The sequence below is a fragment of the Arthrobacter sp. NPDC058127 genome (assembly GCF_042884555.1).
In the GTDB taxonomy this organism is placed as follows: domain Bacteria; phylum Actinomycetota; class Actinomycetes; order Actinomycetales; family Micrococcaceae; genus Arthrobacter.
The window spans coordinates 47,180-66,884 of the sequence record NZ_JBHVTT010000019.1 but is presented as its reverse complement, the minus strand read 5'-3'; the positions used below and the strand labels follow the sequence as shown (position 1 = coordinate 66,884).

Here is a 19,705-nt window from a genome sequence, read left to right as displayed (position 1 = left end):
CCGACGCTAGGTCCGCCGGCCCCACCCCCAACCAAACCCAAACCAAGCCCATATCTTTGTTTATGTTGTTTTCTGTTGACAGACCAACACGAACAAAGATAGAGTCAAGCAATTCCACATCATGTGATCACAGTCACTGATGTACCAAAAGCTTGTACGCAATGGAGGGTATGTGTTCGCCGAGGAGCGCCAACAGCTGATCTCCGAGCTCGTCGCCGAGCGTGGACGGGTCAGCGTAACGGACCTTGCAGATCGATTCAGCATCACTACGGAGACGGTCCGCCGTGACCTCGCCGCCCTCGAATCCGCCGGCAACCTTCGCCGCGTCCACGGTGGGGCAGTCCCCTCGGACCGCCTCAGCACCCGCGAGGAAAGCGTGGTTGAGCGGGCCATCCAGCGCCAACCGGAGAAGGTCCGCATCGCCGAGGCCGCCCTTGCCCTCATCCCGGAGAATGGAGCCGGCAGCATCCTGATCGATGCCGGCTCTACCACCGAGGCTCTCGCCCGCTTGCTCGACCAGCGCACCGCCCAGCGCATGGCGTCTTCCAACGGGAACACCCCGCGTGAAGAACTGGTGGTTATCACCCACGCCATCCCCATCGCCGGACGGCTCTCCGGCAACCCGCAGATCGCCCTCCAGATCCTGGGCGGCCGTGTCCGCGGTCTCACCCAGGCCGCCGTCGGCCAGTCCACGGTCGAGGCCGCTTCCCGGCTCCGTCCGGACATCGCCTTCGTCGGCGCAAACGGTATCCACGCCACGTTCGGGCTCAGCACCCCTGACCCCGAAGAAGCCGCCGTCAAGGCCGCCTTCGTCAAGTCCGCACGGCGCGTCGTCGTCCTCGCGGATTCCTCCAAGCTGGACGCGGAAACCCTGGTCCAGTTCGCTGCCCTAAAAGATGTGGACACCGTGATTACTGACCACGAACCCTCTGAAGAGCTCTCCGCCGCTTTGGCCGAGGCCGGCGTCGATGTGGTGATCGCATGATTGTCACCCTGACCGCCAACCCGAGCCTCGACCGCACGGTGGAGCTCCCGGCACCCTTGGCCCGCGGCGAGGTTCAGCGCGCCATCGCCGTCCACCAGCACTCCGGCGGCAAGGGCGTCAATGTCTCCCGGGCGCTTGTCGCCTCGGGCCTGGACACCGTTGCTGTCCTGCCGGGCGGGGATTCCGATCCCGTCCTCGCTGGACTGCTCGACGACGGCGTCCCCTACGCAGCGCTTCCCATCAGCGCGCCGCTGCGCAGCAACGTGACGCTCACCGAACCGGACGGCGTCACCACCAAGATCAACGAACCCGGCCCGGAGTTGAGCCTGGACGAGCAGGAAGCCCTGATCGGGCTGCTGCTGGACCGCTCCCGTGGCGCGAGCTGGGTGGTACTCGCCGGATCGCTCCCACCAGGAGTACCGGCGGATTTCTACGCCACGGTCGCCCGTAGGCTCCGTTCACGGAACGACGATCCTGCAAACGGCGGTCCGCCGCTAATAGCGATTGACTCCTCCGGCGCCCCGCTGGTTGCCGCCATCAGTGGCGATTCACTCGGCAACATCAGCGGCAAGCCCGATCTCCTGAAGCCCAACGCGGAAGAACTGGCCGAACTGGCTGCCGCAGCCGGCCTCACAGACGTCCATACGGCTGACGAACTGGAAGCGGACCCCGGCCTTGCCGTCAGGGCCGCCGCCGCCGTCGTCGGCAGCGGTGTGGGTGCAGTACTCGCAACACTCGGTTCCAAGGGCGCCGTCCTGGTAACCGCCGACGGCGCGTGGCTCGCCACGCATCCGCCGATCCAAGCCGTCAGCACAGTCGGTGCCGGCGATTCATCCCTTGCTGGCTATCTGCTGGCCGCCACCAACGGCGGAACCTCGCAGGACTGCCTCCGTCAGGCTGTGGCCCATGGTGCCGCCGCTGCTTCGCTGCCGGGCTCCACTGTCCCGGCGGTCCACCAAACAACTCCCGACGCCGTAACCATCACGGCCCTTCAGAAGGACTAACAGTGACCCAGCTCATCACCCCCCAACTGGTCTCCCTTGACCAGAACCTCGGCGATTCTCCCGCCGATGTCATCCGCTTCCTGGCAGGCAAAGTTGCCGCAGCCGGACGCGCCTCCGAGGTTGAAGGGCTCTTCGCGGACGCCTTCGCCCGCGAGCAGAAGACTGCCACGGGCGTACCCGGCGGCATCGCCATCCCGCACTGCCGCTCGATCGCAGTGACCGAGCCCGCCTTGGCGATGGCCCGGCTCTCGAACAAGGTGGACTTCGGTGCCAAGGATGGCCCCGCGGACATCATCTTCTTCATCGCTGCCCCGGAAGGAGCGGACCAGGAGCACCTGAAGTTGCTCTCCAAGCTGGCCCGTTCCCTCATCAAGAAGGACTTCACGGCGGCCCTGCGTGCGGCTGCCACCGAGCAGGACATCGTCGACTTGGTTGACGGCGCACTGGCAGACAAGCCGGCTGCGCATGCGGCAGGGTCGGTGGCACCCGAAGCCGAGGCCGCCCCGGCTTCGGCCCGTGCTTCTTCTGCCACGGCCCCGAAGCGCATCGTCGCCGTCACGGCGTGCCCCACCGGCATCGCCCACACCTACATGGCAGCCGATTCCCTCGTGGCTGCGGGCAAGGAAGCGGGCGTCGACCTGCAGGTTGAAACCCAGGGCTCGGGCGGATTTACCGCGTTGGACCCGGCTGTGATTGCCGCAGCTGACGCCGTGATCTTCGCGGTAGACGTCGATGTCCGCGGCAAGGAGCGATTCGCTGGCAAGCCCGTCATCAACGCGCCCGTGAAGCGCGGCATTGACGAACCGGCCAAGATGGTGCAAGAAGCCCTCGCCGCCGCTACCGACCCACATGCTCACCGCGTCCCGCATTTCGGCGCCGAAGAGAGCGCCGAAAAGGCGTCCGAAGCTGCCAGCGAGCACCTCGGCACCAAGGTCAAGAAGGTCCTCCTGACCGGCGTCAGCTACATGATCCCGTTTGTCGCCGGTGGCGGCCTGCTCATTGCCTTGGGCTTCTTGCTGGCGGGCTACGACATTGCTTTGGGAACCAAGGCCAATGACATCCTGGCCCACAACACCTTGCTCGATCTTCCAAACGGTAACCTCGCCTTGTACTTGGGTACCGTTGCCTTCAAGATCGGTGGATTGTCCCTTGGCTTCCTCGTCCCCGCCTTGGCAGGTTACATTGCGTTCGGCATCGCGGACCGGCCCGGCATTGCCCCGGGCTTCGTGGCCGGTGCTGTTGCCGGCTTCATGGGCGCAGGCTTCCTGGGCGGCCTGGTTGGTGGTTTGCTCGCCGGCCTCACGGCGCACTGGATTGGCACGTTCAGCGTTCCGCGCTGGTTGCGCGGGCTCATGCCGGTCGTGATCATCCCGCTGCTGGCTTCGATCGTCGCTTCCGGCTTGATGTTCCTGGTTCTCGGCGGTCCTATCGCATGGCTGACCCTGCAGCTCAACACGTGGTTGACCGGCATGACCGGCGCGTCCGCCGTCGTCCTCGGCATCATCCTCGGCCTCATGATGTGCTTCGACCTCGGCGGCCCCGTCAACAAGGTTGCCTACTCCTTCGCCGTGGCCGGCCTGGGTGCCGGTAGCCTGGCCAACCCTGCCCCGCTCCAGATCATGGCTGCCGTCATGGCCGCCGGGATGGTGCCGCCGCTCGCTATGGCATTGGCAACCGTGCTCAACAAGAAGGGCTTCAGCCTCGCCGAGCGCGAGAACGGCAAGGCAGCCTGGTTGCTGGGCGCGTCCTTCATCTCCGAAGGCGCCATCCCATTCGCTGCCGCTGACCCGTTCCGCGTCATCCCCGCGAGCATGGTGGGTGGAGCCGTGACCGGGGCGCTGTGCATGGCCTTCGGGGTCACCTCCCAGGCACCCCATGGTGGCATCTTCGTCTTCTTCGCTATCGGAAACCTGGCAATGTTCATCATCTCGATCGCAGTCGGCGTGGTCATCACCGCCCTGGTCCTGCTCGCACTCAAGCGTTGGGCAGTCCGGAAGCCTGTAGAGGCCGAGCAGGCTCCTGTTCCGGTCGCAGCCTGAACAACCCGCCAATAAGCGAAGTAGAGGACTAATCCATGCAGACCTTTTCAGGTGTAGGCGTTGCCCCGGGGCGTGTTCTGGGGCCGGTGCGGCAGATGCCGAAGCCGGTGCAAGAGCCCCGTGAGAACGTCAATATTCCTGCGGACGTTACCGCCGAATCGCAGGGCCAGCGCATCAAGGATGCCGCCAAGGCCGTGCAGGCGGAACTCCGTGCCCGAGCCGCGACGGCGTCCGGCGAAGGCAAAGAGGTCCTGGAAGCAACAGCCCTGATGGCCGCCGATCCCATGCTGGTGAAATCGGCCATCAGGCTCCTCTCCCCCGAAGCCCCGGGCGGCGCACGCACCGCCGAGCGGGCCATCTGGGAGGCAGCTGCCACGGTTGCAGACTCGTTGAAGGCCCTCGGCGGCTACATGGCAGAGCGCGTGGCCGACGTCCTGGACGTCCGCGCCCGCATCGTCTCTGAACTGCGCGGACTGCCCGCGCCGGGAATCCCGGCGTCGGACGTTCCGTTCATCCTGGCCGCCGAGGACCTAGCCCCGGCAGACACCGCCACCCTGGACCCCGCCAAAGTGATCGCCCTGATCACCTCGAGCGGCGGCCCGCAGTCCCACACCGCCATCCTGGCCCGCGCCCTCGGCCTGCCCGCGATCGTCGCCGCCCCGGGTGTCGACGAGATCGGGGACGGCACCGAGGTCTACCTCGACGGTGCTGCCGGCACCATCACGGTTGACCCCGGCGAGGAACTTCGCCTCGCGGCCAAGGCTTGGGCCACCCAGGCGTCCACCGTTGCCGCCTTCAGCGGGAGCAACGTCATGGCCGACGGGTTCCGGGTTCCGCTGCTCGCCAACGTAGGTACGGGTGCCGACGCCGTCAAGGCCGCCGACGCCGGTGCCGAGGGCGTCGGTTTGCTGCGCACCGAATTCTGTTTCCTGGATCGCGACGACGAACCCACAGTCGAGGAGCAGATCGCCGCCTACGGCGCCGTCTTCGCGGCATTTCCGGGCAAGAAGGTGGTGGTCCGAACCCTCGACGCCGGCGCGGACAAGCCTCTCCCTTTCCTCACCAACGCGGACGAGCCCAACCCTGCGCTGGGCGTCCGCGGCTACCGCACCGACCTGACCTCCCCGGGCGTCCTCGAACGCCAGCTGGCGGCGATCGCCGCGGCAGAGGCTGCCAACCAGGCCGAAGTGTGGGTCATGGCTCCCATGATCTCCACGGCCGAGGAGGCAGCGCATTTCGCAGCCCTCTGCTCCGCCGCTGGTTTGAAGACCCCGGGTGTCATGGTTGAAGTCCCGTCGGCTGCCTTGACCGCAGCCTCCGTGCTGCGCGAAGTCAGCTTCGCCTCGCTCGGGACCAACGACCTCACCCAATACGCGATGGCCGCGGACCGCCAACTCGGCCCTCTCGCCACTCTCAACGACCCCTGGCAGCCGGCCGTGCTTCAGCTCGTGAAGCTGACCGCCGACGGCGCTGCTGCCGCCAGCTCGGGCGGCAACCCCCGACCCGTGGGAGTGTGCGGCGAGGCAGCCGCGGACCCCGCCCTCGCCGTCGTACTCGTTGGACTGGGCGTCGCGACGCTTTCCATGAGTGCACGCGCCCTGGCTGCCGTATCCGCTGTCCTGGCAACCGTCACCGTGGCACAAGCCCAGCAGCTCGCGACGGCGGCTCTGGCCGCCCCGAGTGCATCCGCCGCGCGCCAAGCCGTTCGCGCCCAGCTGCCTATCCTGGACGAGTTGGGTCTCTAGACTTTCCCCAAGCCCACAATCGAAGGAGCAACAATGTCCGAACGTACCGCCACCATCGCCAGCCGCGTCGGCCTGCACGCACGCCCGGCAGCCATCTTCGCCGAAGCCGCCGGCGAGTTGGACATCGAGGTCACCATCGCCCGCGAAGGCGAGCCCGCCGACGACGCGATGGACGCCGCCAGCATCTTGTCCCTGATGAGCCTCGGAGCTTCATTTGGCGACGTCGTTGTACTGCGCGCCGAGGGCGCCGGGGCCGACGAGGCCCTGGACCGCCTCGTGAAGATCCTCGAAACGGACCACGACGCCGAGTAACCCCACTGAGCATGCTCTCCCTTGGCACTGAGGGATGGACAAATTCCTACTATGTCCATCCCTCGCAGCCAGCGGGGAGCATGCTCTTTTGTTTTTAAGGGCAAATTGTTTTTCAGGGCAAATCATTCATGGCAATGACGCCAGATAGGCCGCAACATCCGACTCGCTGGCCCTGAGCTGTTCGAGATCGCCGGCCAGGAATCCCTCCACGAGGCGCGGATCGACGTACGCTGCCCTCGCCACTGTTGGCGTGTTGCCAAGTAGTTCGGCGGTTTGCTTGATGGCCTCGAGGACTCGCTGGCGGGCCGACACTTTCGAAGCGGGGCCAGCGAGCGCCATACCGGCCGCCGCAGTGCCTTTCCAGGTGCGTAAGTCCTTGGCTGTGTAGTCGCCGCCTGTGATGTCACGAAGGTACTCGTTGACCATCACGGCATTCAGCGAGACCCGGCCGTCACCCTCCTGGAAGACCAGCAGGGGTTCCTTGCCGGGCCTACCTGCCAAGGGTCCCAGGAATCGGGCCAGCACAGGGTCCTCGATGATGGAATCCCAGGTTTGACCGCTTTTCCCCGGGAAATGCAGGGAAACCGCATCCCCGTTGACCTTCACGTGCTTGCACCTCAGCGTGGTGAGGCCGTATGAGCCGTTGCGTCGCGTGTAGCCATCGGATCCAACGCGCAAGGCGCCGAGGTCCATGAGCCGCACGGCCGCGGCCAAAGTTTTGGTCTTCTCCGAAGATGACTCCCGCAGATGCCGGGAGACCATACGGCGCACCTGTGGCAGGAGGGTTCCGAGGCGCGCGGCCCGGGCGAACTTTTCAGTATCCTGGCGGGCCCGCCACTCCGGGTGGTAGATGTATTGGCTCCGGCCGGCGTCGTCCACTCCCATTGCCTGGATATGTCCGTTCTCGAACGGACATATCCAGACGTCGGCCCAGGCCGGGGGAATCGCCAGCGCGTCAAGGCGCTTGCGCTCCGCACCCGAGACAAGCGATCCGTCCGGGCGGTGGTAACTGAATCCGCGGCCGGACTTTCGTCGGGAAATGCCCGGGGTGCCGGGTTTGCTGCGGCGGAGCCGTGGCATACCCGTGGCGCCGTTCGCCTACGTTCCCGGGTTTCTAGGCTTCCTGTGGGTCTGCCACGGACGCACTGGCTGACATGGTCTCTGCGCTGACCATCCAGGCGAGCTGCTCCAAACGGGCAATAAACGCGTGGAGGAGATCCGCCGTCGTGGGGTCTTCTTTGTCTACTTCGTCATGGACATCACGCATGGTCTGGACCGTCCGCTCCAGGCGGTCGGTGATCAGCTTCACGGCGTCCTTGGTTTTGGTCAGCCCCGCAGGGAATTGCTCCAGCCTGGTTGAGGCGGCGATGGTGGTGCTCCGGCCATCGGGAAGGGCATGGAGCGCCCGCATCCGTTCGGCGGTTTCGTCGGCGAACTCCCGGGCGGCTGCGACGAGTTCGTCAAGCTGCAGGTGCAAGTCCCGGAAATTGGGGCCGACAATGTTCCAATGGGCCTGTTTTCCCTGGAGCTGGAGTTCAATGAGATCCGTCAGGACCAGCTGAAGATTATCTGCCAGAGTTTGCGATGCTTTCACGTTTTCTCCTCCTAGACGACCATCCGAAGCGGGCGCCGGAAACCGGCGCACGACCTTCCGTTTAGCCTACGACTAAACCCAAAAATCTTTGTAAGCGTACTTAGTACTTGATTTGATAAGGGTGCTTAGTAGTACCATGGAGGAAGTCGGTACCGGTTCGTACCGGATGAAAACCCCGAAAATCCGGGGCGGTATCGCTACAGCAAGACCTTGCAGGGGCCTGGGGGCCTGGCGGGGAACAACGGTTCGCAAGCGAACCAATAACCGAATACATCGCAAGGGACCCGGGCGCTTGCCGGCGGTCCCGCTGAAGTAAGGAATGTGTCATTGTGAACACTCTTCTGATCATTGCAGGCGTTGTGGCAATCGTTCTTCTGCTCGTCGGCGGATTCTCGCAGGCCGTGAGCTGGCTCCTCTGGGTCGGCGTGGTCCTCCTGATCGTCGCGGCCATCGGCTGGCTCCTCAGCTTCATGTCCGGCCGCAGGTCACACGGCGTTTGACCGACAACAGCGCGTAGGACGCCTGGCCCCATCGGCCGGGCCCAACACCGCTCGGCGGAATGAAGTAAATCCATTACCAGCAAAGGAGTACGTCCATGGGTGCAGATGACAAGATCCAGAACGCCGGAGAAAAGCTTGCAGGCAAATCCAAGGAAGCGGCTGGAAAGCTGACGGGTAACGAGAAGCTCGAAGCCGAAGGCAAGATGGATCAAAGCAAGAGCGACCTGAAATCGGCCGGTGAAAAGGTCAAGGACGCTTTCAAGAAGGACTAAATCCGCTCGAAGTGCGGCTTCCGCCTCGCGCGGGAGCCGCACTTCCCGGTTCAAGGAGTTAAGTCGATGCCGACTATCTCTGACCCGATTGTTCCCAATGGCGCGCCCCACCCCAGAGCGGAACGAATCTGGTGTGGCAAGTGCCGCACTGCCGAGTACGTGATCCTCGACTCCATCGAGCCCCTCAAACCGCCGGTGGCAGAGCTCGTGGATGTCACTTACACCTGCGTGGAATGCGATAGGTTCTATGCCCATGCCGCGACATTCCAGGACGTCGCGGCCATCCTGAACCAGCGAGGCGCGGTATCAGGCGTGCTTCAATTCGGCGGGGAATACATCCATTGCGGCGAACCCATGAAGATTTCAGGAACCGGATTCCACAGCGTGTATGCTCCGATGTCCACTGAGGACCCCGCTGTCGACCTTCTCGACGTGTACCTCGCGACAAAGGTGTTGCAGTGCCGCTGCGGGTTCCGGATGGAGCTTCCGTCCTAGCGAGGATCTTGACCGTAGGAGGAACGCATGCCCAACAAGAAGAATCCCAGCCTCAAGGATCCGGAACTCTACGAAACCCTCCGGGAGGATGGCGCCTCGAAGGAAAAGGCGGCCAGAATCTCGAATGCCGCAGCCAAGGAGGGCCGCAAGGAAATCGGCCACCGAGGAGGCAAGTCGGGCGACTACGAGGACTGGACCGTGCCCCAACTGAGGTCCCGGGCCAAAGAGCTGGGGCTCACAGGGTATTCAGGCAAGAAGAAGGCCGAGCTGATCTCGGCGTTGCGAAACCACTAGGCCATCCAAGGGGACATGTCCCCTTTTCGCGGGGCGCACGACGGCGGCGCGTCAGGCTTTCTTGACCCTCGCCCTGGGCTTGCTCGCCGCCTTTGTGGTGGCGCCGTCGTCGGACTCTTCGGTGGACGACGCAGCAGACGATCCGCTGGCCGCTTTGCCGCGCTTCTTATCGAGACTCCGTTTGAGGGCTTCCATGAGGTCGATGACCTCGCCGCCTTCCCCTTCGCTGGCTGCGACACCGAACGTCTCCTCGGTGTCGATGGAATCGCCCTTTTCGAGTTTGGCAGCGATGAGTTGGCGTAATTGAACTTGGTAGTTGTCGGTGTATTGCTCGGGCTCGAAGTCGCGCGCCATGGAGTCCACCAGTGCGGCGGACATCTCCAGCTCCTTGTCCGAGATCTTCACGTCCGTTTCCAGCGACGGGAAGTCGGCTTCGCGGACCTCGTCGTCCCAGAGCAGGGATTGCAGCATCAGCACGTCGCCGCGTACCCGCAGCGCGCCCAGCCTGGTCTTCTGCCGGAGGGCGTACTGCACAATCGCGACGCGCTCGGTGTCCTGTAGCGTGCGCAGAAGCAGCATGTAGGCCTTGGGCGACTTGGAATCCGGCTCGAGGTAGTAGGGCCGCTCGTACATGATGGGATCCAGTTGCTCGGCCGGAACGAACTCCACTACCTCGATTTCGCGGCTGTTCTCCGCGGGCAGCGATTTCAAATCGGCCGCGGACAGCACCACGGTGCGGCCTTCCTCTTCGTAGGCCTTGTCGATATCCTCGTAATCCACAACAGAGGCGCAGATTTCGCACTTCCGTTGGTAACGGATGCGGCCTCCGTCCTTGTTGTGGACCTGGTGGAGACTGACATCGTGGTCCTCGGTGGCGCTGTAGAGCTTGACAGGTACGTTGACCAGCCCGAACGCGATAGAACCCTTCCATATGGCCCTCATGCACTAAGTGAACATCACAAGAAGGCGGAGGTGAAGAGGTGGCAACCAGCCAAAAGGAGCGCGTCAACGTTGAAGGCCATGAACTGACGCTCACCAACCTGGGCAAAATCATCTACCCGGAGACTGGCACCACCAAGGCCGAAGTGCTCGAATATTACGCCGCCGTGGCCCCGTTCCTGATCCCCGCTGCCGCGAACCGGCCCGCCACCCGGAAGCGCTGGGTGCACGGAGTAGGGACCACCTCGGATCCCGGGCCGATGTTCTTCCAGAAGAATCTGGACGACTCCACGCCGCCATGGGTTCCCAGGGTCACCATCCAGCATAGGGAACACAGCAACGTTTATCCGCTCGTCAACAACCTTGCCACGCTCACCTGGCTGGCCCAGATTGCCGCGTTGGAAATCCACGTGCCGCAATGGCAAGTGGACGCCGACGGGACCATGTTGCCACCGGACCGCCTTGTCCTGGACCTCGATCCGGGTCCCGGCACAGGCCTTCCCGAATGCGCCGAAGTCGCCAAGTTGGCTCGCAGCATCCTGCAGGACATCGGACTTGATCCGGTTCCGGTGACGAGCGGCAGCAAGGGGATCCATCTTTACGCCGGCCTGGATGGCACCCGCAAATGGGAGCAGGTCTCCGCGTTCGCCCACGAATTGGCGCGCTCGCTCGAGGCCGACCATCCGGACCTTGTGGTCAGCGACATGAAAAAGACCCTGCGCAACGGCAAAGTCCTGGTGGACTGGAGCCAGAACAGCGGGAACAAGACCACCATCGTCCCGTACTCCCTCCGCGGTCGGGCCCACCCCATGGTCGCCGCCCCGAGGACGTGGCGGGAACTCGCCTCCCCCAAGCTCGAGCATCTCGACTTCACAGCCGTCATGAAGCGCGTCAAGGAGGGAAAGGACCCGTTCGCCGCGGTGGCGGCAGCCAAGAACGACGACGACGGCGGCTCACCCGGTGCGGCCGTCGTCAGCACCGCCGTCGCGGCCACCGCCGTGAACCCGCGGCTGGCCAGCTACGTGGACAAGCGCGATCCGCAGCGGACGCCCGAACCGTTTCCCGCCGTCGGACACCAACCCGGTTCGCGTCCCCTCCAGGCCGACGCGGAGCCCAATCCGCCCGGCGGAATCTTCGTCATCCAAGAGCATCACGCCCGACGTTTCCACCTGGATTTCCGGCTGGAACACAACGGTGTCCTGGCGTCCTGGGCCTTGCCGCGGGGCGTGCCGGACACTCCGGACAAGAACCATCTCGCGGTGCGGACGGAGGACCACCCCATGGAGTATGCGCAATTCGCGGGCATCATTCCGAAGGGCGAGTACGGTGCCGGGACGGTCAGCATCTGGGACAGCGGCGAGTTCGAGTGCGAAAAATGGCGCGACGGCAAGGAAGTCATCGCCACCCTCACCGGCAAACCCGGCGGCGGATTGCACGGCACCCGCCGTTTCGCTCTCATCCACACCGGGGAGTCGCCGTCGCAGTGGCTGATCCACCTGATGAAGGACAAACCGGGCCACCGGGCGGTGCTGTTGCCAGACTCCCGGCCGCAATCAATCGGGACCCCCAGCTACGCACCCATGCTCGCAACATCCGGAACAACCGCCGACGTCTCCTCCGGCGACTGGCTGTTTGAGCTCAAATGGGACGGTTTCCGGGCCATCGTTTCAGGTTCGGGCGGCAAGATCAGGTTGACCAGCCGCTCGGGGATCGACATGACACCTACGTACCCAGAACTGGCGGATCCGCGCTATTGGCCGGATCACGACTTCGTGGCAGACGGGGAAATCGTCGCACTCAGCAAGAACGGCCGGCCCAGCTTCGAGTTGCTCCAAAAGCGGATGAACCTCTTCAAACCCGGCGACGTCGAACGCGCCCGGGCCGCGGTCCCCGTGCACCTCATGGTGTTCGATCTCCTGTACGACGCCGGATCCCACGGCAACGCCGAAAAAGGCAGTACCGAAAAAGGCGGCGCCGACCTCACCTCCCTGCCGCTCAGCGAGCGCCGGGACCGGTTGGCGGCGTTCCGTGCCAAGCTCCCGGCCAAGGGCTCCCCTATCCATGTATCGGAGGTTCTTGAGCATGACCTCGACGACATCCTGGCGAGCGCCGAGGAGCTTGGCCTGGAGGGGGTCATGGCCAAGCGCGCGGATAGCCGGTACCAGCCGGGGCGGCGCAGCAGGTCCTGGATCAAGCTCAAGTTGGAACGCACACAGGAAGTGGTGGTGGGTGGCTGGCGGCCCGGCGCCGGGGCGAGGCTGGGGACCATTGGCGCGTTGCTCGTGGGAATTCCCGACGGCGACAAGCTCCGCTACGCGGGACGGGTAGGCACCGGGTTCAAGGACTGGCAACTGCGAGACATCCTGAAGCGCATGCAGGGGCTCGATCGCCCGGACTCACCTTTCCATGACATCCCGGCCGAGGACGCCGCCACCGCGCACTGGGTTTCGCCCGAACTCGTGGGAGAGGTGACGTTCGGCGATTGGACCGGCACCGAGCGGATGCGCCATCCCGTCTGGCGAGGATGGCGCCCCGACAAGTCCCCCGACGACGTCGAGCGCGCCTAGCTCCCCGACCAATCCAGCGAAACGGAAAATGCCCTGCGCCACCGGAATTCCGGTCTCGCAGGGCATTTTCCGTGTCGAAGGTGTTCCTAAGAGGAGTGTGGCATCTGGGGTCGGCTGGTGCGGTGAACCGCGGTGACCGCTGCCTGTTGGCCCACGCGGCCGTGGCTGGCGCCGCGGTCCTTGGGGTGCCTGGTCTTGCCGCTACCGTCTGGCCAAGCCTGTCCTTGCGTCGAACCCAGTGCCATGGCCACAGTTGCCGGGGCCGGCATGGGCGCCTTGTCCATGGACTCGACCAGATGGCTGGCCACCTCCGAGTTGATTTGTTGCTCAACATGCTTCGCAGCCATTGTTCTTCCTTTCTGCATTGAAACGAAGGGATTTTCCATACTAGGTGGGAGCTGTCCGCTTGTCTGCAGGATCTACCAGCGGACCTTCTTCTCGGACTTGGCCTGCTTGCCACTCGCTTGAGTGGGTTTGTGTCCCTTTCCGGTGCTCTGCCAGCCGTTCCCTGCCCCACCGCGGGACTTGCGGGCCAGCATCTCCTTCTGGGCGTCAGTCAGTTTCGATTTGATTCCGGCAGCCGGGGCGTCGGTTTCCTGCGCTTCTGGTTCCTGCCCGGCGTCGGTTTCGGGTGTGTTCGGTGTCATGCAGTGGACTCCTTAAAGCTCTTGATTTGCCTGAGGAGGTATCGGGACGCGATGTCCGCTGCGAGACCCTGGGTCTAACAAAAGCGACAGGAACGGCGCGGAGGCGAAGCCTCAACAGGCATGGATTTTTGTCGGATCAAAACTCAGCGGCATCGGCAAGGGTCGGCAGTGCCTTGACGGCAGCTGCGACGAACCAGGACCCGCTGGTCTATTCAAAAATCAGTGTTCCCATGCACCCACCCTAGACACTCCTGGCCGTGTTTGTGAACCCCGGCTTTTGTCGAAGCCGTTTCACGCATGGCCCCCACCTACGCTCTCGGCTAGCATGGCCCGGAGAGCACCCCTCGGTGTCCCGAAAGGCTCTCCCATGTCAGCACCCACGTTCCAGCCTTCCCATTCCGCCGTCACAGCACGGCTCCGTTCTGCCGGTTGCGTCTTCGCCGAAGACGAGGCCCGCCTCCTGATCGCCGCGGCGCGCGCTCCGGAGGACCTTGACCGCTTGGTCGAACAACGCGTCTCGGGATTACCCCTTGAATACCTCCTGGGCTGGGCCGAGTTCTGCGGCCAACACATTGCGGTGGATCCCGGAGTCTTCGTCCCCCGCCGCCGCACGGAGTACCTCGTCCAGGAGGCGGCCCGCGCCGCCAGGCCGGGCGCCGTCATCGTCGATCTTTGCTGCGGTTCGGGTGCCGTGGGCGCCGCTTTGGCTGCCGCGGTGGGCGGCATCGAGCTTCATGTGGCCGACGTCGACCCCGCTGCGGTCCGCTGCGCCCGCCGCAACATCCGGCCGGACAGCGGACAGGTGCATGAAGGCGATCTCTATTCGGCACTGCCGGAGACTCTTCGCGGCCGGGTCGACGTCCTGGTGGCCAACGCCCCCTACGTCCCTACTGACTCGATCGGGATGATGCCGCCGGAGGCCCGATTGCATGAACCGCGGGTGGCGCTCGACGGCGGCGCGGACGGTTTGGACGTGCAGCGCAGGATCGCAGAGGAGGCTCCGTCATGGCTGGCTCCCGGGGGTCGGCTGCTTATCGAAACGAGCGTCCGGCAGGCCCCGACGACGGCGGCCCTGTTCGGGCACGCGGGGCTGTCCGCGCGGGTGGTCCATTCCAAAGAATTCGATGCCACGGTGGTGCTCGGAAAACTACGGTAAACCCACCAAAAATGATCAGCAAACTGTGCGTTTCGAGGACCCTGACCAAAAATTTTGGTTCCGCAGTCCTGGAGCACGCCAAAATCCGCGTGATTCCGGGGCTTTAGGGGGCGCATGGATGTCAGACATTTGCGCCGAAAATGGGCCGGAATGGCCCCGGAATTCAGACTCCGACTCTCAGTTTCGACGAATCTCGCGTAAAATCGAAACCCTGCCCAGAGCGGAGCAGCTGTATGTCGCAAGCAAATGATCTCCCTAGGAGAAACCCAAATGCCCACAGACCGAAGCATCACCGACTCTTCAGCAGGCGCTAGGAACGCCGCTGCAACGAGCAAGACCGCACCACGCGGTGCCTCAAAATTGAAACTTCCAACACGCCGTCGACTCAAGGTATCCGACGTCAACGTCGTTGACCAGCCCATGCTGAAAAAAGCACTCGGCGGCACGATCGTCGGCAACACCATGGAATGGTACGACGTCGGTGTGTTCGGCTACCTCATCACCACGATGGGGCCGGTCTTCCTGCCCGAGGCCGACAAGTCCGTGCAGACCCTGTTCCTGCTGGGAACATTCGCCGCGACCTTCGTGGCACGGCCGCTCGGCGGCGTCGTCTTCGGCTGGCTGGGTGACAAGGTGGGCCGCCAAAAGGTGCTCGCCACAACACTCTTGCTGATGGCGGCGAGCACCTTCGCCGTCGGACTCCTGCCCGGATACGCACAAATCGGCATCTGGGCAGCCGCATTGCTCGTCATCCTGAAACTCATCCAGGGCTTCTCGACGGGCGGCGAGTACGCCGGCGCCACCACGTTCGTGAGCGAATACGCTCCCGACAAGCGCCGCGGCTTCTTCGCGAGCTTCCTGGACATGGGCTCGTACATCGGCTTCGCCCTTGGCGCGGCGCTCGTGTCCATCCTGCAGCTCACCATCGGCCAATCGGCCATGGAGGACTGGGGCTGGCGCTTGCCGTTCCTCATCGCGGGTCCGCTCGGCGTCATCGCCGTATACTTCCGTAGCAAGATCGAGGAATCACCCCAGTTCCAGGCCACCTTAGATGCCCAGGAAGCCCTCGCCGCGGACGCCGCAGCGGGCGACGCCGCAGTGGCCAAGGGCCCTATCGGCATCGTCAAGGCTTACTGGCGCCAGATCATCCTCGCCATGATCCTTGCCGCAGCCGCCAACACGGTGGGCTATATGCTGACTTCCTACATGCCCACGTACCTGACCGACTCCAAGGGCTACGACCCCGTTCACGGCACGCTCCTGACCATCCCCGTGTTGGTCGTCATGTCAGTCTGCATCCCGCTGACGGGCAAGCTCTCCGACCGGATCGGCCGCCGGCCCGTACTGTGGATCGGCGCGGTCAGCACCGTCGTGTTCGCCGTCCCGGCCTTCCTGCTGATCGGCATCGGCGACATTTGGTCCACGCTTGCCGGTTTGGCCCTGATCGCCTTCCCGGTCACGTTCTACATAGCCAACCTCGCCTCCGCGCTTCCGGCGCTGTTCCCGACGTCGAGCCGTTACGGGGGAATGGGCATCGCCTACAACTTCTCCGTAGCGATCTTCGGCGGCACAACGCCGTTCATTGTCGCCGCCTTGATCCAGGGCACCGGCAACGACATGATGCCTGCGTATTACCTCATGGGCACGTCCGTGGTTGGCGCGATCGCCATCTACTTCCTGCGTGAATCCGCGCAACGCCCGCTCCCGGGCTCCATGCCGAGCGTGGACACCCAGGCCGAGGCTCACGAGCTCGTGGCAACCCAGGACACCAACCCGTTGATCGACCTGGACGAAATGCCGTTCGACGCCGGCACGCCCGTAGCAGCGGAGCCGGACCGGGACCCGGTTCCGGCCTAGGGCTTGTCCTTTACGCCTTGCGGTCGACTTTCTGCTCTTGCATCCGCTTTGCCTCTGCCTGGATCTTCGGGCCGTAGCCGCCGTTCAGTGCGGTGTCCCTGATGTGGGTGGCTTTCGCGACCCGGTCGCCGTCGGCCGCATCCTTCAGCGCTTTCAGGTCCGCCTGCAGCGGGGCTGGAAGCTTTGCGGCCAGCTTCGGGCGCTTGTCCAGGATGAACGTGGCGATCTTCGCGGCGCGCTGGCCGTAGTTGGGCTTGCTGCTGTCACCGTTCACGAAGAACCGCAGGCTGGCCGCCAGCGGATGCCGCCCGAGAGCCGTTTTGGCCGCGACGGAAGCCGTCGCGGCCGTCGCGGTCGGCTGGGAGGTGGCTGCCGCCGTCGTGCTTGGTGCATTGGCCGAGGTGGCTGCGTTTGCGGCAAGCACCCCACCGCCCAGCAGGAGGCCTGCTGCCAAAACACCGACGACGGCGGTGCGGGCCTTGGTGTGTTTGCGGCCCTCAGTGGGGGTACTGGAGCTCGGGGTGGTGTTGTTCATGATCCGTGTCCTTTGTTCCGGCCGGCGGTCGATCCGCCAGCGCTCTTCACCACACTCTGGTCCGGCCGCATGAACTGACTGTTCGGCCAATGTTCGAGGAATGTAAAACCGTCCCCGGCGGCCGACAACGAGGCTCCAAGGGCTCCCTCCTTGCTGTTGAATGGACGCATGGAAGACAGCCGCGGATTGGTGCTGATTGCCGAGGATGAGCAGGCAATTGCCGATATCCAGCGCCTCTATCTGGGCCGCGCGGGTTTCGGGGTGCACGTTGAGCGGGACGGGATTTCCGCGCTGGCACAGATCAGGCGGCTCAGACCGGTCGCAGTGATTCTCGACGTCGGCCTGCCCGGTATGGACGGGATCGAGCTCTGCAGGCAATTGCGGCAAGCAGAGGACTGGACGCCGGTACTGTTCGTCACTGCCCGCGATGAGGAGGTGGACCGCGTCCTTGGCCTGGAATTGGGCGCGGACGACTATCTCACCAAGCCGTTTTCGCCCTCCGAACTGGTCGCCCGGGTGAAGGCGGTCCTGCGCCGGACCGAAGGAACCCCACGGTCCAGACCATTGGTGCTGGGCAGCGTCGAACTGGACCCGCTGAACCGGACAGTACGCGCAGGTGCCGAAGACCTCACGCTGACCGCCACCGAATTCGACCTCCTCGCGTATCTCATGGCCCAGCCCGGCAGGGTCTTTTCCCGTGAGCAACTCCTGTCCGCCGTGTGGGGGCAGGCCAGTTATGCCGCCGGACGGACCGTGGATGTGCACATCGCGCAACTCCGCGCGAAGCTCGGCGGGCACTCCCCTATCGCGACGAGCCGCGGCGTCGGCTATTCGGCCTCAGCTCCCCAAACATCCGGGCCCCGCCCCGGCGCCGGGGGAGCCACGTGAGGCGATGGTTCGGCACACTGGCCGGGCGCACGACGGCGGTGATCGCCGCCGTCGCGACTGTCGCCGTCGTGCTCGCCGGCCTTCTGGCCGCGCAACTGGTCAACGCCACGGCGGTGGACGAAGCCAAGAAGTACCTCGCGGTCGAGGCCGATTCCCTGAGCAAGCAGTCAAGCCTTGGAAGCCTGCAGGACCTGCGCGCGGATCTGCTCACGCACGGCGCGAGGCTCGCGCAAATCAGCACCGACGGCCGCGTAACAGGCGGCGGGGCGAGGCTCGTGGATGCGAAGACCGTGGCGGATGTATTGGCCGGAAAGCCGGTATCCAGGACGGTGGACGGTCCGCAGAACACTGTGGTCCTCGAGGCCCGGCCCTTGGCGGCCGGCGGAGGCGTGGTGCTGGCGCAGCCCGTGTCCGAAATCCGCGCGGCCGCCGCTCCCCTGTTGAGCCGCATGCTGATTGCCCTCGCCGTCTGCCTCGTGTTCGCCATCGTGGCCGGCGGCCTGTTGGCGCAATGGCTGAGCCGCCCGCTGGTGCGCACGGCATACTCGGCCCATCGGCTCGCAGCCGGAGAACGATCCGTGACCGTGGCACCCGGCGGACCGGCCGAAGTGGTGGAGGTTTCACAGGCGCTGGAGGCCCTCGATGCAGCGCTCCGGACCAGCGAGGGCCGCCAACGCGAGTTCCTGCTCTCCATTTCGCATGAAATCCGGACACCCCTGACCGCGCTGCGCGGCTACGCCGAGGCGCTTGCCGATGGCGTGGTCAGCGGAGACGACGTGAGCGGGGTCGGACGGACGCTCGTTGTCGAAACCAACCGTCTGGACCGTTTTGTCCGCGATCTCCTGGAATTGGCACGGCTTGAGTCCGATGATTTCCGGGTGGAACCGCAGCCCGTGGACGCATCCCTGATCCTGCGCGAGAGTTGGCAGGCCTGGCAGGCGGTGTGCATCCAGAACGGCATAGTTGGACGGCTCGAACTGCCTCTTGGGCCGTTGCCGGTCAGCAGCGATGGCCAGCGGCTGCGCCAAGTGGTGGACGGTTTGCTGGAAAACGCCTTGCGCGTGACACCTGAAGGCTCTCCCGTTGTGCTCGCCGCGTACCTTTCCGGCAGCGCGCTCACTGTGGAAGTGCGGGACGGCGGGCCTGGCCTCACGGAGGCGGATGCCGCCGTCGCGTTTGAACGCGGGGCGCTCTTTGCCAGATACAGCGGACAACGGCCTGTTGGAAGCGGGCTGGGTTTGTCCATCGCCGCAAGGATCGTGCAGCGGATGGGTGGCCGCATCAGTGTGCGCGCTGCGCCTGAGGGTGGCGCGGCATTTGTGGTGGAGTTGCCAGCCATTCCGGCGGACTCCCGGCAAAAGTAGACTCTGCGCATGGCTGATGTTCCAGTGGGTTCGCTGCACCACGTAGAGATCTGGGTGCCTCACATCGCGCGGGCGCAGGAAGAGTGGGGCTGGCTGCTGACCGAATTGGGCTACGAACAATTCCAGGAGTGGCCCGAGGGCTGCAGTTGGAAACTCGGAGGCACGTACATCGTGATCGAACAGTCCACGGCGCTCACGGGAAGCACTCACCGGCGGACGGAGCCCGGGCTCAACCACCTCGCCTTCCATGCGGGGACGAGGGAGAACGTGGACCGGCTCCGGGAGCTCGGCGCGGACTCAGGCTGGTACGAGATGTTCGAGAGCAAATATCCCCACGCCGGCGGGGCCGACCACTACGCCGCCTATCTGGTGAATACCGACGGATACGAGGTAGAGCTAGTGGCGGGGTAGCTTTCTCGGCGGAGAGGGGACCGACGTTCGGCCGATTTCCGGGTTTTTCGGCGGGCAGGCGTTCTTTGACCTATTAATGTCAGACCCCCCTGAAATGCTTT

21 protein-coding genes are annotated in these 19,705 nt (G+C 64.7%); 15 read left to right on the top strand and 6 right to left on the bottom strand.

The features are described from left to right. Nucleotides 1–172 precede the first annotated feature (172 nt). From ACFVTG_RS20135 to ACFVTG_RS20115, 5 genes are read left to right on the top strand one after another with little or no spacing between them, the layout of a single operon-like run. Nucleotides 173–985 carry a DeoR/GlpR family DNA-binding transcription regulator gene (locus ACFVTG_RS20135; RefSeq protein WP_284754506.1) on the top strand — a complete coding sequence of 271 codons (813 nt, stop codon included), beginning with the start codon at nucleotides 173–175 and terminating at the stop codon, nucleotides 983–985. Beyond that, nucleotides 982–1,989, top strand: a complete 1,008-nt coding sequence (locus ACFVTG_RS20130) for a hexose kinase (RefSeq protein ID WP_284754443.1) — start codon at nucleotides 982–984, stop codon at nucleotides 1,987–1,989. The genes ACFVTG_RS20135 and ACFVTG_RS20130 overlap by 4 nt, the downstream gene beginning before the upstream one ends. 2 nt (nucleotides 1,990–1,991) lie before the next feature. Next, nucleotides 1,992–4,028, top strand: coding sequence for a fructose-specific PTS transporter subunit EIIC (locus ACFVTG_RS20125; protein WP_390282633.1), 2,037 nt, complete (start codon nucleotides 1,992–1,994; stop codon nucleotides 4,026–4,028). A gap of 35 nt (nucleotides 4,029–4,063) precedes the next feature. Further along, on the top strand, nucleotides 4,064–5,773 hold the full coding sequence (ptsP, locus tag ACFVTG_RS20120) for a phosphoenolpyruvate--protein phosphotransferase (protein WP_390282632.1): 1,710 nt from the start codon (nucleotides 4,064–4,066) through the stop codon (nucleotides 5,771–5,773). Between the two features lie 33 nt (nucleotides 5,774–5,806). After that, nucleotides 5,807–6,085 (top strand): HPr family phosphocarrier protein, encoded by a 279-nt coding sequence (locus ACFVTG_RS20115; protein ID WP_059388405.1) that lies wholly within the window; start codon nucleotides 5,807–5,809, stop codon nucleotides 6,083–6,085. A gap of 126 nt (nucleotides 6,086–6,211) precedes the next feature. On the opposite strand, the gene ACFVTG_RS20110 is transcribed toward ACFVTG_RS20115, so the two are convergent. Together ACFVTG_RS20110 and ACFVTG_RS20105 are read right to left on the bottom strand one after the other, a co-directional pair. Next, nucleotides 6,212–7,165, bottom strand: a complete 954-nt coding sequence (locus ACFVTG_RS20110) for a DNA topoisomerase IB (protein ID WP_284754437.1) — start codon at nucleotides 7,163–7,165, stop codon at nucleotides 6,212–6,214. Between the two features lie 34 nt (nucleotides 7,166–7,199). Beyond that, complete coding sequence (locus tag ACFVTG_RS20105; RefSeq protein ID WP_284754436.1) at nucleotides 7,200–7,679, bottom strand: DNA starvation/stationary phase protection protein; 480 nt, start codon at nucleotides 7,677–7,679, stop codon at nucleotides 7,200–7,202. Between the two features lie 329 nt (nucleotides 7,680–8,008). Between ACFVTG_RS20105 and ACFVTG_RS20100 the strand changes: the two genes are divergently transcribed. From ACFVTG_RS20100 to ACFVTG_RS20085, 4 genes are all read left to right on the top strand, one after another. Continuing rightward, nucleotides 8,009–8,179 carry a DUF2207 domain-containing protein gene (locus tag ACFVTG_RS20100; protein WP_139359614.1) on the top strand — a complete coding sequence of 57 codons (171 nt, stop codon included), beginning with the start codon at nucleotides 8,009–8,011 and terminating at the stop codon, nucleotides 8,177–8,179. 95 nt (nucleotides 8,180–8,274) lie between these two features. Then, nucleotides 8,275–8,451, top strand: coding sequence for a CsbD family protein (locus ACFVTG_RS20095; RefSeq protein WP_234754057.1), 177 nt, complete (start codon nucleotides 8,275–8,277; stop codon nucleotides 8,449–8,451). 66 nt (nucleotides 8,452–8,517) lie between these two features. Further along, complete coding sequence (locus ACFVTG_RS20090) at nucleotides 8,518–8,946, top strand: hypothetical protein (RefSeq protein ID WP_390282631.1); 429 nt, start codon at nucleotides 8,518–8,520, stop codon at nucleotides 8,944–8,946. Nucleotides 8,947–8,973: 27 nt separating this feature from the next. After that, entirely contained in the window at nucleotides 8,974–9,240 is a 267-nt protein-coding gene (locus ACFVTG_RS20085; protein ID WP_284754434.1) for a Rho termination factor N-terminal domain-containing protein, read from the top strand. Between the two features lie 51 nt (nucleotides 9,241–9,291). Here ACFVTG_RS20085 and ACFVTG_RS20080 read toward each other — a convergent pair whose 3' ends face one another. After that, on the bottom strand, nucleotides 9,292–10,182 hold the full coding sequence (locus tag ACFVTG_RS20080) for a Ku protein (RefSeq protein WP_284754433.1): 891 nt from the start codon (nucleotides 10,180–10,182) through the stop codon (nucleotides 9,292–9,294). Nucleotides 10,183–10,220: 38 nt separating this feature from the next. Between ACFVTG_RS20080 and ACFVTG_RS20075 the strand changes: the two genes are divergently transcribed. Continuing rightward, nucleotides 10,221–12,746, top strand: a complete 2,526-nt coding sequence (locus ACFVTG_RS20075; protein ID WP_390282630.1) for an ATP-dependent DNA ligase — start codon at nucleotides 10,221–10,223, stop codon at nucleotides 12,744–12,746. Nucleotides 12,747–12,832: 86 nt separating this feature from the next. Here the strand turns inward: ACFVTG_RS20075 and ACFVTG_RS20070 are convergent, their stop codons facing one another. Both ACFVTG_RS20070 and ACFVTG_RS20065 read right to left on the bottom strand, forming a co-directional pair. Next, a complete protein-coding gene (locus ACFVTG_RS20070) occupies nucleotides 12,833–13,093 on the bottom strand; it encodes a hypothetical protein (protein ID WP_390282629.1) in 261 nt (86 codons plus the stop codon). A gap of 72 nt (nucleotides 13,094–13,165) precedes the next feature. Then, entirely contained in the window at nucleotides 13,166–13,393 is a 228-nt protein-coding gene (locus ACFVTG_RS20065) for a hypothetical protein (protein ID WP_390282628.1), read from the bottom strand. Between the two features lie 367 nt (nucleotides 13,394–13,760). Between ACFVTG_RS20065 and ACFVTG_RS20060 the strand changes: the two genes are divergently transcribed. Further along, complete coding sequence (locus tag ACFVTG_RS20060; RefSeq protein WP_390282626.1) at nucleotides 13,761–14,549, top strand: putative protein N(5)-glutamine methyltransferase; 789 nt, start codon at nucleotides 13,761–13,763, stop codon at nucleotides 14,547–14,549. Between the two features lie 270 nt (nucleotides 14,550–14,819). Next, on the top strand, nucleotides 14,820–16,406 hold the full coding sequence (locus ACFVTG_RS20055; RefSeq protein WP_390282624.1) for an MFS transporter: 1,587 nt from the start codon (nucleotides 14,820–14,822) through the stop codon (nucleotides 16,404–16,406). A 10-nt stretch (nucleotides 16,407–16,416) separates the two neighbouring features. On the opposite strand, the gene ACFVTG_RS20050 is transcribed toward ACFVTG_RS20055, so the two are convergent. Further along, nucleotides 16,417–16,941 carry a hypothetical protein gene (locus tag ACFVTG_RS20050; protein WP_390282623.1) on the bottom strand — a complete coding sequence of 175 codons (525 nt, stop codon included), beginning with the start codon at nucleotides 16,939–16,941 and terminating at the stop codon, nucleotides 16,417–16,419. Nucleotides 16,942–17,109: 168 nt separating this feature from the next. Here ACFVTG_RS20050 and ACFVTG_RS20045 point away from each other — a divergent pair, with 168 nt between their 5' ends. Genes ACFVTG_RS20045 through ACFVTG_RS20035 form a run of 3 tightly spaced genes read left to right on the top strand, consistent with a single transcriptional unit; the run spans nucleotide 17,110 to nucleotide 19,604 of the window. Continuing rightward, nucleotides 17,110–17,829 (top strand): response regulator transcription factor, encoded by a 720-nt coding sequence (locus ACFVTG_RS20045; protein WP_284754426.1) that lies wholly within the window; start codon nucleotides 17,110–17,112, stop codon nucleotides 17,827–17,829. After that, on the top strand, nucleotides 17,826–19,193 hold the full coding sequence (locus tag ACFVTG_RS20040; RefSeq protein WP_390282622.1) for a sensor histidine kinase: 1,368 nt from the start codon (nucleotides 17,826–17,828) through the stop codon (nucleotides 19,191–19,193). Before ACFVTG_RS20045 ends, ACFVTG_RS20040 begins: the two co-directional genes overlap by 4 nt. A gap of 9 nt (nucleotides 19,194–19,202) precedes the next feature. After that, on the top strand, nucleotides 19,203–19,604 hold the full coding sequence (locus tag ACFVTG_RS20035; protein WP_390282621.1) for a VOC family protein: 402 nt from the start codon (nucleotides 19,203–19,205) through the stop codon (nucleotides 19,602–19,604). Nucleotides 19,605–19,705 lie beyond the last annotated feature (101 nt).